The sequence below is a fragment of the Rhizobium sp. PK7-22 genome (assembly GCF_056530405.1).
Genome location: NZ_CP096514.1, coordinates 2,544,647 through 2,559,847, shown reverse-complemented (window position 1 = coordinate 2,559,847; position 15,201 = coordinate 2,544,647). Strand labels below are relative to the sequence as shown.

Genomic DNA, 15,201 nt, shown 5'->3' with positions numbered 1-15,201 from the left:
GATGTGACGAGAAATTATTCCCACATCAGGGTGCGAAAGGAAATCGCACCATGAAACAACGAAACGCCAAGTTCACCATCGGAGAAGTGGTTCGCCACAAGGTATTTCCGTTCCGTGGCGTCGTGTTCGATGTGGATCCGGAATTTGCCAATTCCGAGGACTGGTGGAATGCCATTCCAGCCGAGATCCGCCCGAGCAAGGACCAGCCCTTCTATCATCTTCTCGCCGAGAACGATGAGTCGGAATATGTGGCCTATGTCTCCGAACAGAACCTCGAACATGACGGGAGCGAGATGCCGCTTCGCAACCCTCAGGTCTACCAGATCTTCGACGAGGGGCCGTCCGGCCGCCTACGGCCCAAGATGATCATGGCCCACTAAAGCCAATTCATCAGGCAACCTGAAAGCAAAACAGCGCCGCGGAGACCGACGGCGCTGTTTTCGCATTTGCGGGCCGGCATTTGCCGGCCTCGGTATTTACTGGCCCTGCTTGGCTGCGTTCTGCGCTTCTTCGAGCTTCTTGCGCGCTTCTTCAGCCTTCTTCTGCATGCCTTCCTGGAGGCTGCGCTGGCTTTCGGCCAACTGCGACTGCGTGATCGGCTCGCCGTCGAACGCGCCCGTAAAGCCGTTCAGAGAAATCTTGATCGGGTTTGGCGCCCGGCGGAAGTTGATCGAGGTGAACACGACCTCGCCACCCTTCTTGAGGCTTGCGATCATGGCATCCGTCAGCGGCACCTCGGCCGTGCATTTGTCGGGCAGGCAGACGGCATAGTCGAGCTTCTGTCCCGTGCCGCCGTCGATCTGCATGACGATGCCCGGCGGGATCATGCGGGCGGTCGGAACCGATACCTGCAGGATCTTGCGGTTGACCTTGCCCTCAATGGTAATCAGGCCGACTGCGGTAATCAGCTGGCCGTTCTGCGCCAGGTTGACGTTCTGCACCACGCAAAGATCGCTGTCGTCCTGCTTGGTGCAGGTCTTGAACCAGCCGAGCGGCGGTCCGCCGGCGCCTGCGGCGGGAGCGGCGTCCTGCGACAGCGCGGCGGTCGGTGCCGTGGCGGCTGCAAAGGAAAGTGCCAGAACGGACATGGTGGCCCGCAGAACCTTGTTTACCTTGAGTTTGATCACGAAATCGGTCTCCTGAAATCCGTTCGGGTACGGCTTCAACCGTTCCTCCCTCGGGTGTCCTACTGCGTTCCACCTGTCGGCGAAATGAGGCATTTGAATGACCCCGCGCATTTGCCAAATTTGTTACAATGCCACCGGGATGATATCCAGTCCTCACTGACGTTTTTTTGATCGCCACCCGCGCCACCTGTGCAGGGAGACGCCTCTCGGCGGTTGGTCGCGCGGCAGCATTGCAGTAATTTGCGTCGAATCGGGACCACCCGTGAAAAGGACTGTTCATGCGCCGTCTCCTGCCCCTGCTTTTCCTCCTCGCGCTTGCAGCGCCGGCACTTGCCGAGCCGCGGCACGGCATCGCGATGCATGGGCATCCGGCATTGCCGGCCGACTACCAGCACTTCCCTTATGTCAAACCGGACGTCCAGAAAGGCGGCAGCGTCCGCTACGGCGTCGTGGGCACCTTCGATAGCCTGAACCCCTTCATTCTCAAGAGCATGCGCACGACGGCCCGCGGCGTCTGGGATCCGGTCTTCGGCCATCTCGTCTTCGAGCCGCTGATGCAGCGCTCGGCCGATGAGCCGTTCTCGCTCTACGGACTTCTGGCGCAGACGGTGGAGATGGATGAGGCGCGGAGCTTCATCCAGTTCAATCTCAACCCGGAGGCGAAATGGTCGGACGGCAAGCCCGTAACGCCCGAAGACGTCATCTTCACCTTCGAGCTTCTGCGCGACAAGGGTCGCACGCCCTTCAGCAACCGGCTGACGCCGGTCGCCAAGATGGAAAAAGTGGGCGACAGGAGCGTGAAGTTCACGTTCAACGAAAAGTCCGACCGCGAGTTTCCACTGATCCTGGCGACCGCGACACCGATCCTGCCCAAGCATGCCATCGACCCGAAAAGCTTCGACCAGTCGTCGCTGCAGATCCCCGTCGGCTCCGGACCGTACACGGTCAAATCGCTGCGGCCGGGCGAGCGGATCACCTTCGAGCGAGACCCTGACTACTGGGGCAGGCAAGTCCCGGCCAAGGTCGGGTTCGACAACTACGACGAGATTTCGGTGGAGTATTTCCTGCAGGAGAATACCCTGTTCGAGGCCTTCAAGAAGGGGGTCGTCGACATCTATCCCGACGGCAGCCCTGTGCATTGGGCGCGTGCCTATAACTTCCCGGATGTCGACAGCGGCGCGGTGGTGAAGGATACTTTTCGGCCGGATTTGCCGACAGGCATGCTCGGCTTCGTGTTCAATACGCGCCGTACGATGTTCGCAGATCCGGCTGTCCGCGAGGGACTGGCGCTGGCGTTCGACTTCGAATGGGCCAACCGTAACCTCTTCGAGGGCGCCTATACGCGCACCGAGAGCTTCTGGCAAAACTCTTCCCTCTCCGCTCTTGGCACGTCTGTCGATGCGCGCGAGCTTGGGATTCTCGGAGAGGCCAAGGACCGCATCGATCCCACCATTCTGGACGGGTCCTATCGGTTGCCCCAGACGGACGCTTCCGGCGGCGACCGCAGTGTGCTGCGGCGTGTTGTCGACCTTCTGAAGGAAGGCGGCTACACGATCCAGAACGGCAAGATGACAAACCAGTCGGGCAATCCGCTGCGGTTCGAGATCATGACCCAGAGCCAGGATCAGGAAAAACTGGCGATCGCCTACCAGAGGACGCTGCGGATGATTGGCGTCGAGGTCGGCATACGTACGGTCGACGACGCGCAGTATCAGTCCCGCTCGGTTTCCTTCGACTATGATGTCATCGTCAAATCCTACCCCTCTTCGCTTTCTCCCGGGATCGAGCAGGTGGGGCGCTGGGGTTCGATCTCCCGTGACCGCGAAGGGAGCAACAATTTTGCGGGCGTCGCCGATCCTGCCATCGACCGGGCGATAGATGCCATGCTGGGCGCCCGAAGCCGCGAGGATTTCGAAGCGGCTGTGCGGGTCTACGACCGACTGCTGATCGCTGGTCGCTACCTCGTTCCGCTGTATCATGTGGCGGAACAATGGGTGGCGCGGCGCAGCTACATCGGCTATCCAGACGTCACACCCCTCTACGGCTACCAACTCCCCGTCTGGTTCGACAAGCGGGCGCAGGACTGAGCCGGCTCGAACAGGCGAAAGCCATCTCAGAAAGGATCCCACCATGGAGCGCGTCACCATCGAAGTCGTGTCCGACGTAGTCTGCCCCTGGTGCTATCTCGGCAAGGCGCGGCTGGAGCTGGCGATTGCCCAGGTGCAGGATGAGGTCGGCGTCATCGTCAACTGGCGGCCCTATCGGCTGGATCCGGATGCGACGAGCGACGGCACCGATTACCGCAGCCACCTGATCGCGAAGTTCGGAAGTGCCGAACGCCTCGACCAGATGCAGGACACCTTGCGCGCGCACGGCCGGGAGATCGGTGTCGATTTCCAGTTCGAGAACATCAAGGTCCGTGCCAACACGCTGGACGCCCACCGTCTGCTGCACTGGGCGCGGATCGAGGGCAACGAACTGCAGGACCGTGTCGCGACCGCCCTGTTCAAGGCGCACTTCGAAGACGGACTGAACATCGCCGACCACGAAGTCCTGGTAAAGATCGCCGAAGCCTCCGGTCTGGATCCGGCAGTCATTGGTGCCTTGCTTGCGTCGGATGCGGACAAGGACACGGTGCTGGAAGAAATCGAATCGGTCCAGAAGATGGGCGTCAACGGCGTACCCTTCCTGATCTTCGACGGACAATATGCCGTCAGTGGCGCGCAGGAGCCGGATGTCCTCGCCAGCGCCCTGCGCGATATCGCCAACATGAAGGCGGAAGCTCGCAAGGGCATGATCTGACGGAGGCGACAGATGTCGACCGACCACACCCTGAAGGGCATCCTCTTTGCCTTTGCGGCCTTTGCCGCCTTTTCCTTCAGCGACGCCGCCGTAAAGATGATCGAAGGGGCACTCAGCTCTTTCGAAATGGCCTTCCTGGGTGCCGTCTTCGGCCTGGCCGGCCTGCCCTTCCTGATGAAGCGCGGCGACCGCGTTCTTGACATGCTACGGACGACGAACCGCCCGCTCTGGCTGCTGCGGGCATTTTCGGCCGCCTTCGGCACGATCAGCAGCGTCACCGCCTTCACGCATCTGCCCATGGCCGAGGCCTTCGCGCTGATCTTCCTGCTGCCCTCCTTCGTCACGATCATGTCTGTGCTCTTCCTGAAGGAAACCGTCGGGATCAAGCGCTGGAGCGCCGTCGTCATCGGCTTCATCGGCGTCATGATCGTCCTGCGCCCCGGCTTCCGGGAGCTTTCGATTGGCCATGTCGGGGCAGTGTTCGCGGGCCTCAGCGGCGCGATCTCGATCGTCGTCTACCGCGCCATCGGCCCGACGGAGAAAAGCGTGTCGCTCTATGGTGCCGGCGTGATCGGATCGCTGGTCGTGTGCGGACTGCTGATGCTGCCGAGCTTCGCCTGGCCCACCGCTTCGCAGTGGCTGATGCTGGCGGGCTACGGCCTGCTGGCGGCGGTGGCGACCATTCTGCTGATGTATGCCACCAGCTATGCCCCCGCGGCTCTCATCGGCCCGACGCAGTACAGCCAGATGCTCTGGGCGGTTCTGTTCGGCTACCTGATCTTCGGCGACGCCGTCGACATGCCGATGATCCTCGGCATCCTCCTGATCATCGGCTCGGGCCTGCTCACACTGGCGCGGGAACGCGCGCGCGGCGTTCCCCTGCCTCCGTCTGTTGCCGCCGATCCGCAAGGCAATGCCTTGGCGGCCGTCGACGATGCACTGGACGGCTGATCAGGCCGCCTGCCGCGCCATTTCCGCGATCTGCTTCATGACCTGCGCGGCGGTGGTCAGCCGCTTTTCCGGTGTCGGCAGATCGCGTGTCAGGAACACGCTCTGGTCGGGACGGATCTTGGCCATGGTACCCTGCTTCGCGATATAGCCGACGAGGCCTGCCGGGTTGGGGAACTGCTTGTCGCGGAAGGTGATGACCAGACCCTTCGGACCGGCGTCGAGCTTCTCGACATTGGCAGTGCGGCAAAGCGACTTGACGTAGACCACCTTCATCAGGTTCTGGACCTCGACCGGCAGCGGACCGAAGCGGTCAATCATCTCGGCGCCGATCCCGTCGATCTCCGTCAGGTCCTTGAGTTCGCCCAGGCGGCGGTAGAGGCCCATGCGCAGATGCAGGTCGGGCACATAGGTTTCCGGGATCATCACGGTGATGCCGACCGAAATCTGCGGCGACCAGCCCGTGTCGATGATCTCGTCGTCGCCGCGCACTTCCGCCACGGCCTCCTCGAGCATCTGCTGGTAGAGCTCGAAACCGACCTCCTTGATATGCCCGGACTGCTCCTCACCCAGAAGATTGCCGGCGCCGCGGATGTCGAGATCGTGGCTGGCGAGCTGGAAGCCGGCGCCCAGCGTATCGAGCGACTGCAGCACCTTGAGGCGCCGTTCGGCCATCGTCGTCAGAGTGCGGTTGACCGGCAGCGTGAAGAGGGCAAACGCGCGCACCTTCGAGCGCCCGACGCGGCCGCGCAACTGGTAAAGCTGGGCGAGACCGAACATGTCGGCGCGGTGGACGATCAGGGTATTGGCAGTCGGCACGTCGAGGCCCGACTCGACGATGGTCGTCGACAGCAGCACGTCGTAGGTGCCGTCGTAGAAGGCATTCATGATGTCTTCCAGCTCGCTCGCTGCCATTTGCCCATGCGCCACCGCAACCTTGAGCTCGGGCACGTCGGACTGCAGGAAGGCCTGGATGTCGGCGAGATCGGCGAGCCTCGGGCAGACATAGAAGCTCTGTCCGCCCCGGTAATGCTCGCGCATCAGCGTCTCGCGGATGACGAGCGAATCGAAGGGCGAGATGAAGGTGCGCACCGCCATGCGATCCACCGGCGGGGTCGTGATCAGCGAGAGCTCGCGCACACCGGTCATGGCCAGCTGCAGCGTGCGCGGGATCGGCGTGGCCGAGAGCGTCAGGACGTGCACGTCGCTCTTCAACTCCTTCAGCCGCTCCTTGTGCTTGACCCCAAAATGCTGCTCCTCGTCGATGATGAGGAGGCTGAGGTTGGCGAAATTGACGCCGCTCCCTAGCAGCGCGTGGGTGCCGACGACGATGTCGACCTTGCCGTCGGTCAGATCCTTCTTGACCTGGTTCAGCTCCTTGCCCGGCACCAGCCGCGAGGCTTGCGCCACGCGGATCGGCAGACCGCGGAAGCGGTCGCGGAAGGTCTTGAAGTGCTGGCGCGCCAGAAGCGTGGTCGGCACGACGACGGCGACCTGACCGCCGTTCATGGCGGCGACGAAGGCGGCGCGCAGCGCGACCTCGGTCTTGCCGAAGCCGACGTCACCGCAGACCAGGCGGTCCATCGGGCGGCCGGCGGACAGATCGTCGCGGACCGCCTCGATGGCGGTCGCCTGGTCTTCCGTCTCGTCATAGGGGAAGCGCGCCGCAAACTCGTCGTAGAGCCCGTCGGGGGCCGCCAGAACCGGGGCGCGGCGGGTCATGCGGCTGGCAGCGATCCGGATCAGGCCATCGGCCATGTCGAGCAGGCGCTTCTTCAGCTTCGCCTTGCGGGCCTGCCAGGCACCACCGCCCAGTCTGTCGAGCGTCGCCTCGGCGGCGTCCGAGCCGTAGCGGGACAGAAGATCGATGTTCTCGACCGGCAGGAACAGCTTTGCGTCGTCCGCGTAATGCAGTTCCAGGCAGGCGCGGAGTGCTCCGGCGGCCTGGATATTTGTCAGGCCGACGAAGCGTCCGATGCCGTGTTCGGCATGGACCACCAGCGAACCCTCATCCAGCCCCGCGACTTCCGTGATGTAGTCTGCACCGCGTTTGCGGCGCTTGCCGCGGCGGACCATGCGGTCGCCGAGAATATCCTGTTCGCCGATCACGGCGATATCGCCGGTCTCGAAGCCGCCCTCGAGGCTCAGGACGGCCGCGGCCGCCTCGCCCTTGGCAAGCTTCTGGAGATCGGCCAGCGTTTTGATCGGCTTGACGCGTTTGAGGCCATGCTCGTCCAGGACCTGCAGCAGGCGATCCAGCGAGCCGGTGGACCAGCCGGTGATCAGCACCTTGCGGCCCTCGGCACGCTTGCCGGCGATATGCTTGACCGCCAGGTCGAAGACGTTGACCTTCTCGTCGCGGTCGTCCTTCTCGGTCTGCGTCTTTGCCCAGCGCGGACCGACGTGGGCATCGAGCGCCACGACGCGGCGGCTATCGGCATCCATCTCGTTGAACGGGGTCAGCCGGATGGCGCTGGCGCTATCAAGCGCTGCGGCGAATGCCTTGGACCCGAGGTAGAGTTCGCCGGGCGGCACCGGTTTGTAAGGCGTCCCCTGCGCGGCGGCGCCCTTTCCCAGTCCGCTGTTGTCGCGGCGGGCCTCATAGTAGTCGGTAACGAGCTTCGAGCGCTCGGTCGCCGCCTCCCGGGCCGTGTGATCGGTGACGATTCGGAAGCCCTGCAGGTAATCGAAGGCGGTTTCCAGATGGTCGTAGAAGAGCGGTAGCCAGTGCTCCATGCCGGCATAGCGGCGCCCCTCGGACACCGCCTGATAGAGGGAGTCCTCCTTCGTCGTCGCTCCGAAGAGCGAGAGATAGTTCTTGCGGAAGCGGCTGATCGTGTCCGGTGTCAGCGACACCTCGCTCATCGGGTTGAGATCGAGCGAGCGTGCCTGCCCCGTGGTCCGCTGGCTGGCCGGATCGAAGGTCCGGATGGTCTCCAGCGTATCGCCGAAGAAATCCAGCCGCACGGGTTCTTCCGTTCCCGGCACGAAGACGTCAAGGATACCGCCGCGGACGGCGAATTCGCCGACCTCGCGAACGGTCGCCACGCGATCGAAGCCATTGCGCTCCAGCCGCGCCGCGATATCGTCCATGCGGATGACGCCGCCGGGACGGGCGGAAAAGGCGAGGCTCTCGATCACGTCCGACGGCGCGATCTTCTGCAGCATGGCGTTGACGGTCACCAGCACGATCGCCGCATGCGGCTTCTTGGCATGCGCGATCAGGCCGGACAGCGCTGTAAGTCTCCGCGCGGAGACATCCGGGCTCGGCGAGACGCGGTCATAGGGAAGGCAGTCCCAGGCCGGCAGCGTCAGGACCGGGATGTCGGGGGCGACGAAGCCCAGCATCTGCTCGAGGTCGGCCATCCTCTGACCGTCGGAGATCACATAGGCGACCGCCCGGCCGGCGCGCGCGATCTCGGCGAGCAACAGCGGTTCCATACCGGGCGGCACATTGCCGATGGTTAGCGGGCTGGTGGCCGCTGCAACCTTCTTCGCATCAAAACCTGCAATCATTCTTGATGCTCTGCCTTCGCCTGCAGGCTGACCATGGTGACAGGATCGAAATCCGGGCGGTAGGATGCTATGCGGTCAAACAGCGCCGTCTGACGGTGGGCAGGCGTCGGCTTGGCACCGGTCACCCAGGAATGCAGATCATGGTCGTCCTCATCCATGATCGCCTCGAATTCGTCCAGATCCGTATCGGAAAGCGTGCCGATCTCCTGTTCGGCGAATTGTCCGAACACGAGGTCCATCTCGCGGATACCGCGGTGCCAGCAGCGGTAAAGAATACGGCGACGGCGAGGCGTAAGGTCCGCGCTGCTGCGCACAAGTCCTGTCATGGAAGTGATCCCTGGTTTGCGATGCTCATATAGGTCGGAAATCCCCCTGCGTCACCTTGCAATCCAGTCTATATCCGGCGCATTTTGCCGCCATGCGCCCTGCCATCCTTGATCCCTTGTTCTCGCCCGTTGCGGCCCTCCCCGGTGTCGGCCCAAAGCTTGCCGATCTGATCGCGCGCGTGACGGGGCGCGAGGACGCTGACGACTGCCGGGTGATCGACCTCCTCTTCCATGCGCCGTCCTCAATCATCGACCGCCGCAACCGGCCGGGAATCGCACTCGCACCACAGGGCGCCATCGTCACGATCGAGGGCCGGGTCGACCGCCATCAACCGCCACCGCCAGGCAAGCCGAACATGCCCTACCGTGTCTTCCTCCACGACGAGACCGGCGAACTGGCGCTGACCTTCTTCCGCGCCAAGGGCAACTGGCTGGAAAAGGCCCTGCCGATCGACGAAGCAGTGATGGTCAGCGGCAAGGTCGACTGGTTCAACGGCCGTCCGTCGATGGTCCATCCCGATTTCATGGTGAAGGTTTCGGAGGCCGGAAATCTGCCGCTCGTGGAACCGGTTTATCCTCTGACGGCCGGGCTCTCTCCCAAGGTGTTGCGGAAAGCCGTCGACGGCGCCGTGGCGCGGCTGCCGGCGCTTGGCGAATGGATCGATCCGGCGCTGGCCGAGCGGCAGGGTTTTCCGTCCGTCGTGGAGAGCTTCCGGCAGTTGCACGACCCGCACGACGAGAGTGACGTCGATCCGCGCTCGCCCGCGCGCTGCCGGCTTGCCTACGACGAGTTCATGGCCGGGCAGGTATCGCTGGCGCTGGTGCGCCAAAGGCTGCGCAAGGTGCCCGGGCGTCCGATCCACGCAACCGGGGAGCTGGCGGAACGGATCGTGGCCACCCTGCCCTTTTCCCTCACAGCCAGCCAGCAGAAGGCGGTCGCGGAAATCCTCAACGACATGGCCGGCGAAGACCGCATGCTGCGTCTGCTGCAGGGCGACGTCGGCGCTGGAAAGACGCTCGTGGCTCTGATGGCCATGGCGGCAGCCGTCGAGAGCGGCGGCCAGGCGGTGCTGATGGCACCGACCGAGATCCTGGCGCGCCAGCACCACGCGACGATCTCCAGGATTGCCGCCGTGGTCGGAATTACCGTTGAAGTGCTGACCGGCCGCACCAAGGGCCGCGAACGGGACGCGATCGTCGAGAGGATCGCCTCGGGTGAGGCTCAAATCGTCATCGGCACCCACGCGCTGTTCCAGGATGCCGTCAGCTACCGCAACCTCGTGCTGGCCGTGGTCGACGAGCAGCACCGCTTCGGCGTCCATCAGCGCCTGCGCCTGACGGCGAAGGGCATCTCGCCGCATATGCTGGTGATGACCGCGACGCCCATCCCACGCACGCTGGTGCTGGCCGCCTTCGGAGACATGGATGTCTCCAAGCTCACCGAGAAGCCCGCCGGGCGCAAGCCGATCCAGACGGTGACCGTGCCGACCGAGCGCACCGGGGAAATCGTCGGGCGCCTGAAGACCGCGATGGCCGAGGGCAAGAAAGCCTATTGGATCTGCCCGCTGGTGGAGGAATCGGATGTCTCCGACCTGATGTCTGCGGAAGAACGCTTTTCCGTTCTCGCCAAGGAGTTCGGGCGCGACGTCGGGTTGGTGCATGGACGCATGTCCGGACCGGAGAAGGACGAGGTGATGGCGGCCTTCAAGGCCGGCGATATCCGCCTCCTCGTGGCCACCACCGTCGTCGAGGTCGGAGTCGATGTACCCGACGCCACCATCATGGTCATCGAACATGCCGAGCGGTTCGGGCTGGCGCAGTTGCATCAGCTGCGCGGTCGTGTGGGACGCGGCGCAGAGGCTTCGACATGCATCCTCCTCTACAAGGGACCGCTCAGCGAGACGGGGCGTGCGCGGCTCTCGATTCTGCGCGACAGCGAGGACGGCTTCCTGATCGCCGAGGAGGATCTGAAACTACGCGGCGAAGGTGAGCTTCTGGGCACCCGGCAATCGGGCACGCCGGGGTTCCGGATTGCCAGCCTGGAAGCGCATGCCGACCTTCTGGAGATTGCGCGCAAGGACGCGGCATATCTGCTCGATCGGGATCCGGACCTCACCAGCGAGCGGGGAGAGAGCGTGCGTACGCTTCTGTACCTGCACCGCCGCGACGAGGCGGTCAGGTTCCTGGGCGCGGGCTGACCGCCTGCGGCACGATCGACGGCTGGAGAACTTTCGGCTTGTAGTCCGGCGCGATCAGTCCGCCGGAAATCAGCAGACGGGCGCCCTCTTCCGGCGTCATGTCCAGCATGATGATCTTGCTGCGCGGCACGAACATCAGGAAGCCCGCCGTCGGCACGGGTGTCGGGGCGAGGAAGACGCTGACCATTTCCTCGCCGTTCTCGTTAAGCCTTGCGGCAATCTCGCCCTGCACGTCGCCGGAGATGAAGACGAGCGCCCAGGTGCCGGGGCTCGGGAACTCGATCAGGCCGCATTTCTTGAACGAGGTCGATTGTTCCTTCAGCACCGTTTCGAAGATCTGTTTCAGGCTCTTGTAGAGAGTGCGCACCAGGGGCATGCGGTGCAGCACCGATTCGCCGAAGCTGACAATTGAGCGGCCGATCAGGTTCTTGCCGAGGAAGCCGATCGCGGTGATCATGAGGATTGCGATCAGCATCCCGAGGCCCGGCATCGCGATGTTGAGGTAGTTCTCTGGGTTGTAACGTGTGGGGATATAGGGCTTCACCCAGCTGTCGGCCCAGCGGATGAAACCGAAGGTCAGCCAGATGGTGATCGCCAGCGGCGCGCAGATGATAAGCCCGGTGAGGAAGTTGTTCCTGAGCCGCGTCGTCACCGGGATACGATCGAATTTATCCGCCATTGTCCGTCGCTATTGTGCACTGCCGTCGTATCTGGATGAGATGCGACAATGCCGGAGGCATCGGGGCCACGCAAGTGCAGGCAATGGAAATACCTCGGCGCGACGTCACCCCGCCACGAACGCGAGCGTGCCGCGCGCAGGATGCCGTCACCATCGGACGGTTCGGGACCTATGCGCACGGCGAAGGTGGTGACGGGCGCAGAGCACAACCCTCGCCGACACCAGCGGCTTATTCGACGGTGACTGACTTGGCGAGGTTGCGCGGTTGGTCGACGTCGGTGCCCATGAACACCGCCGTGTGATAGGCGAGCAGCTGGATCGGCAGCGAAAAGACCATGGGTGCGATAATCTCGGCGACATTGGGCAGCGTGATCGTCGCCATCGTCGGAAGCTTGGAGGCCGCCGCACCGCGCTCGTCGGTGATGAAGATGATCTTGCCGCCGCGGGCCGCTACCTCCTGCATGTTGGAGACGGTCTTCTCGAAGAAGCGGTCGTGCGGCGCGATGACGACAACCGGCATGTTCTCGTCGATCAGCGCGATCGGGCCGTGCTTCAGTTCTCCGGCGGCATAGCCTTCGGCGTGGATGTAGGAGATTTCCTTCAGCTTCAGCGCCCCCTCTAGGGCGAGCGGGTAGCTGGTGCCGCGACCGAGATACAGCACGTCCTTGTATTTCGACAGCTCGCGGGACAGGGCCTCGATCTGCGGCTCGATGGAATTCAGCACGCCGCTCATCAGGCGCGGCATTTCCGTCAGCTGCTTGACCAGCTGCCTCTCCTCCTCCGCACCGATGAGGCCACGAGCCTTGCCGGCTGCGATCGCCAGCGATGCGAGCACCGTCAGCTGGCAGGTGAAGGCCTTCGTCGACGCCACGCCGATTTCGGGGCCGGCCAGGATCGGGAAGACCGCATCGGACTCGCGTGCGATCGTCGATTCCCGGACGTTGACGACGGCGCCGATCTTCAGGCCCGATTCCTTGCAGTAGCGCAGCGACGCCAGCGTGTCGGCGGTTTCGCCGGACTGCGAGATGAAGAGCGCCGCCTGATCTGTCGACAGCGGAATTTCGCGGTAGCGGAACTCGGAAGCGACGTCGATCTCGACCGGCAGGCGCGCGTAGCGCTCGAACCAGTATTTGCCGATCAGTCCGGCCAGATAGGCCGTGCCGCATGCGGAGATAGTCAGACCCCGAAGCGCGGCGAAGTCGATGGCGTCGCTCACCCCGGTCTTGACCGTATGGGCGCCGAGGTCGACGTAATGCGCCAGCGCATGGGAGATGACTTCCGGCTGCTCGTAGATCTCCTTCTCCATGAAGTGCCGGTGATTGCCCTTGTCGACCATATAGGCGGCCGCCTGGGTAATCTGGCGCGGGCGAACGACCGCATTTCCATCGTGGTCGAAGATGAAGGCACCGTCACGCCCGATGACGGCCCAGTCGCCGTCGACGAGATAGGTGATTTCATTGGTGAAGGGTGCGAGCGCGATGGCGTCGGAACCGAGGTAGGTCTCGCCGCGGCCGTAACCGATCGCCAAAGGGGGGCCGGAACGGGCCGCCATGATCGTCGACGGGTCATCGGAGAAGATCACCGCCAGCGCATACGCGCCAGTGACCTGCTTCAACATGGCCTGCATCGCTTCACGGCGCCCCATGCCGGCGCGGCGGCTGCGGGCGAGCAGCTGCGCCACCACCTCGGTATCGGTCTGCGTCTCGAAAGTGGCGCCGTCCGCCGAGAGTTCATCCTTCAGTTCGGAGAAGTTCTCGATGATGCCATTGTGGACGACCGCGACACCATCGACGAAATGCGGATGTGCGTTTGTCTCGTTCGGCACGCCGTGGGTCGCCCAACGGGTATGGGCGATGCCGATATTGCCTGCCAGCGGCTCGGAGGCGAGCTTCTTCTCCAGATTGAAGAGCTTGCCCTCGCCGCGCCGGCGCTCGAGCACGCCGTCGTGGATGGTAGCGACGCCGGCAGAATCATAGCCGCGGTACTCCAGCCGCCGCAGCGCATCCACCAGACGCTCCGCAACCGGCTCCTTGCCGACGATTCCTACAATCCCACACATGGACAACCCCTTCGTTCCCGACCATCTGGCGGGATTTCTAATCGATCATGCCGTTCCTGCAATTGCCTCTCCGGTCACTTTGCGTGTCGGAAGGTAACGGCGCAGAATTCAGCCCTTGGTCTTCTTCGCCGCCTTGATTGCGAGCGCCCGTTCGCGGATGACCTTCGCCCGCCCCGGCTTGATTTCCTGCCGACCTCGGCCAAGTGCCAGTGCATCGGCCGGCACGTCCTCGGTGATGACGCTGCCGGATCCGACATAAGCGCCGTCACCGATCGAGACGGGAGCAATCAGAGAGGAGTTGGAGCCGATGAAGGCGTTGGCGCCGATCTGCGTCATATGCTTGTTGATGCCGTCGTAATTGCAGGTGATCGTGCCCGCGCCGACATTGGTGTGGGCGCCGACGATCGCGTCGCCAATGTAGGTGAGATGATTGATCTTGGCGGCCTCGCCGATCTCCGCCTTCTTGACCTCGCAGAAATTGCCGACCTTCGATTGCGCCGCCAGATTGGCGCCGGGACGCAGCCGGGCAAAGGGCCCGACGGTTGCACCGGAACTCACGTATGCGCCTTCGAGATGCGAAAAGGCATGAATGACGGCGCCGCTCTCGACGGTGACCCCGGGGCCGAAGACGACGTTCGGCTCGATCACCGTGTCCTGGCCGATCTCGGTGTCGTAGGCGAGAAAGACGGTTTCCGGGGCGATCATGGTGACGCCGGACAGCATCACCTCGTGGCGTCGACGCTCCTGCCAGATACGTTCCAGCACGGCGAGTTCGGCGCGGTTGTTGCAGCCGGCCATCTCGCTCTCCGGGGCATCGACGGCGACCGCCCTGCCGCCGGACGCCCGCACGATTTCCACCAGATCCGTCAGGTAGTATTCGCCCTTGGCGTTCCTGTTGTGGATCTTCTCCAGGAGCTGCAGGGCCTTGCGGCCGTTGATTGCCATGATGCCGCTGTTGCACCAGGTGACCTTGCGCTCTTCGTCCGTTGCATCTTTCTCCTCGCGGATAGCGACAAGCTCGCCGTTCTCGACGAGCAGGCGCCCGTAGCCGGTCGGCCGCTCCGTGTGAAAGCCGATCACCGCGACGTCGGCGCCGGCGGCAAGCTCTGCGCGAGCGGCAGCGAACGGTCCGACCGTCACCAGGGGAGCGTCGCCATAGGTGACGAGCACGTCGTCGAAACCATCGGCAATCGCCGCTCGAGCCGAGAGCACGGCATGGCCGGTTCCAAGCCGCTCCGTCTGCAGGAAGGTCCGGGTATTGACGCCGTCGATTGCCGCCGCCTTGGCGACCGCATCCGCATCCCGCCCGAGCACGAGGGCGACATCGGCGATCCCGGCCGAGGCGACCGTCCGCATCACATGCCCGATCATCGGCAGGCCGGCGACCGGATGCAGGACCTTCGACATCGACGACTTCATGCGCGTGCTGTCGCCGGCGGCGAGGATGACGGCAAGGCAGGTGCGGCTCATGATTGCTCCCTCAACGTGGTTGCTGCTTCTTAGCAACAAGTCGATTGACAGGCGATAAACGGCTTGTGTCGCGATG

The 15,201-nt window shown here is 63.8% G+C and carries 11 protein-coding genes; 5 read left to right on the top strand and 6 right to left on the bottom strand.

Going from position 1 to position 15,201, the window contains the following annotated elements; genetic code table 11:
• Nucleotides 1-50: 50 nt before the first annotated feature.
• Nucleotides 51-380 carry a heat shock protein HspQ gene (gene hspQ / locus M1E10_RS17235; protein WP_499174034.1) on the top strand — a complete coding sequence of 110 codons (330 nt, stop codon included), beginning with the start codon at nt 51-53 and terminating at the stop codon, nt 378-380.
• Between the two features lie 96 nt (nt 381-476).
• On the opposite strand, the gene M1E10_RS17230 is transcribed toward hspQ, so the two are convergent.
• On the bottom strand, nt 477-1,124 hold the full coding sequence (locus M1E10_RS17230) for an invasion associated locus B family protein (RefSeq protein ID WP_499177216.1): 648 nt from the start codon (nt 1,122-1,124) through the stop codon (nt 477-479).
• Between the two features lie 281 nt (nt 1,125-1,405).
• Between M1E10_RS17230 and M1E10_RS17225 the strand changes: the two genes are divergently transcribed.
• The 3 genes from M1E10_RS17225 to M1E10_RS17215 are packed head-to-tail and all read left to right on the top strand — an operon-like array spanning nt 1,406 to nt 4,880.
• Nucleotides 1,406-3,214, top strand: coding sequence for an extracellular solute-binding protein (locus tag M1E10_RS17225; RefSeq protein WP_499174033.1), 1,809 nt, complete (start codon nt 1,406-1,408; stop codon nt 3,212-3,214).
• A 43-nt stretch (nt 3,215-3,257) separates the two neighbouring features.
• Nucleotides 3,258-3,929: a DsbA family oxidoreductase gene (locus M1E10_RS17220; RefSeq protein ID WP_499174032.1), complete on the top strand. Its 672-nt coding sequence runs from the start codon at nt 3,258-3,260 to the stop codon at nt 3,927-3,929.
• 12 nt (nt 3,930-3,941) lie between these two features.
• Nucleotides 3,942-4,880 carry a DMT family transporter gene (locus tag M1E10_RS17215; RefSeq protein ID WP_499174031.1) on the top strand — a complete coding sequence of 313 codons (939 nt, stop codon included), beginning with the start codon at nt 3,942-3,944 and terminating at the stop codon, nt 4,878-4,880.
• On the opposite strand, the gene mfd is transcribed toward M1E10_RS17215, so the two are convergent.
• Together mfd and M1E10_RS17205 are read right to left on the bottom strand one after the other, a co-directional pair.
• Nucleotides 4,881-8,393: a transcription-repair coupling factor gene (mfd, locus tag M1E10_RS17210; protein WP_499174030.1), complete on the bottom strand. Its 3,513-nt coding sequence runs from the start codon at nt 8,391-8,393 to the stop codon at nt 4,881-4,883.
• Entirely contained in the window at nt 8,390-8,719 is a 330-nt protein-coding gene (locus tag M1E10_RS17205) for an FAD assembly factor SdhE (protein WP_499174029.1), read from the bottom strand. The genes mfd and M1E10_RS17205 overlap by 4 nt, the downstream gene beginning before the upstream one ends.
• A 92-nt stretch (nt 8,720-8,811) precedes the next feature.
• Between M1E10_RS17205 and recG the strand changes: the two genes are divergently transcribed.
• Entirely contained in the window at nt 8,812-10,917 is a 2,106-nt protein-coding gene (gene recG / locus M1E10_RS17200; protein WP_499174028.1) for an ATP-dependent DNA helicase RecG, read from the top strand.
• Here the strand turns inward: recG and M1E10_RS17195 are convergent.
• From M1E10_RS17195 to glmU, 3 genes are all read right to left on the bottom strand, one after another.
• Nucleotides 10,895-11,596 carry a DUF502 domain-containing protein gene (locus tag M1E10_RS17195; RefSeq protein ID WP_499174027.1) on the bottom strand — a complete coding sequence of 234 codons (702 nt, stop codon included), beginning with the start codon at nt 11,594-11,596 and terminating at the stop codon, nt 10,895-10,897. The two genes, recG and M1E10_RS17195, sit on opposite strands and share 23 nt — an antisense overlap.
• Nucleotides 11,597-11,825: 229 nt before the next feature.
• Complete coding sequence (glmS, locus tag M1E10_RS17190) at nt 11,826-13,655, bottom strand: glutamine--fructose-6-phosphate aminotransferase (RefSeq protein ID WP_499174026.1); 1,830 nt, start codon at nt 13,653-13,655, stop codon at nt 11,826-11,828.
• A 108-nt stretch (nt 13,656-13,763) separates the two neighbouring features.
• Complete coding sequence (gene glmU / locus M1E10_RS17185) at nt 13,764-15,125, bottom strand: bifunctional N-acetylglucosamine-1-phosphate uridyltransferase/glucosamine-1-phosphate acetyltransferase (RefSeq protein WP_499174025.1); 1,362 nt, start codon at nt 15,123-15,125, stop codon at nt 13,764-13,766.
• Nucleotides 15,126-15,201 lie beyond the last annotated feature (76 nt).

What these genes read in the sequence shown, in the direction of transcription:
- M1E10_RS17195 (WP_499174027.1), bottom strand. Translation starts at nt 11,596, where the DNA reads ATGGCGGATAAATTCGATCGTATCCCGGTGACGACGCGGCTCAGGAAC.
- M1E10_RS17205 (WP_499174029.1), bottom strand. Translation starts at nt 8,719, where the DNA reads ATGACAGGACTTGTGCGCAGCAGCGCGGACCTTACGCCTCGCCGTCGC.
- hspQ (WP_499174034.1), top strand. Translation starts at nt 51, where the DNA reads ATGAAACAACGAAACGCCAAGTTCACCATCGGAGAAGTGGTTCGCCAC.
- glmS (WP_499174026.1), bottom strand. Translation starts at nt 13,655, where the DNA reads ATGTGTGGGATTGTAGGAATCGTCGGCAAGGAGCCGGTTGCGGAGCGT.
- recG (WP_499174028.1), top strand. Translation starts at nt 8,812, where the DNA reads ATGCGCCCTGCCATCCTTGATCCCTTGTTCTCGCCCGTTGCGGCCCTC.
- glmU (WP_499174025.1), bottom strand. Translation starts at nt 15,125, where the DNA reads ATGAGCCGCACCTGCCTTGCCGTCATCCTCGCCGCCGGCGACAGCACG.
- M1E10_RS17225 (WP_499174033.1), top strand. Translation starts at nt 1,406, where the DNA reads ATGCGCCGTCTCCTGCCCCTGCTTTTCCTCCTCGCGCTTGCAGCGCCG.
- mfd (WP_499174030.1), bottom strand. Translation starts at nt 8,393, where the DNA reads ATGATTGCAGGTTTTGATGCGAAGAAGGTTGCAGCGGCCACCAGCCCG.
- M1E10_RS17220 (WP_499174032.1), top strand. Translation starts at nt 3,258, where the DNA reads ATGGAGCGCGTCACCATCGAAGTCGTGTCCGACGTAGTCTGCCCCTGG.
- M1E10_RS17215 (WP_499174031.1), top strand. Translation starts at nt 3,942, where the DNA reads ATGTCGACCGACCACACCCTGAAGGGCATCCTCTTTGCCTTTGCGGCC.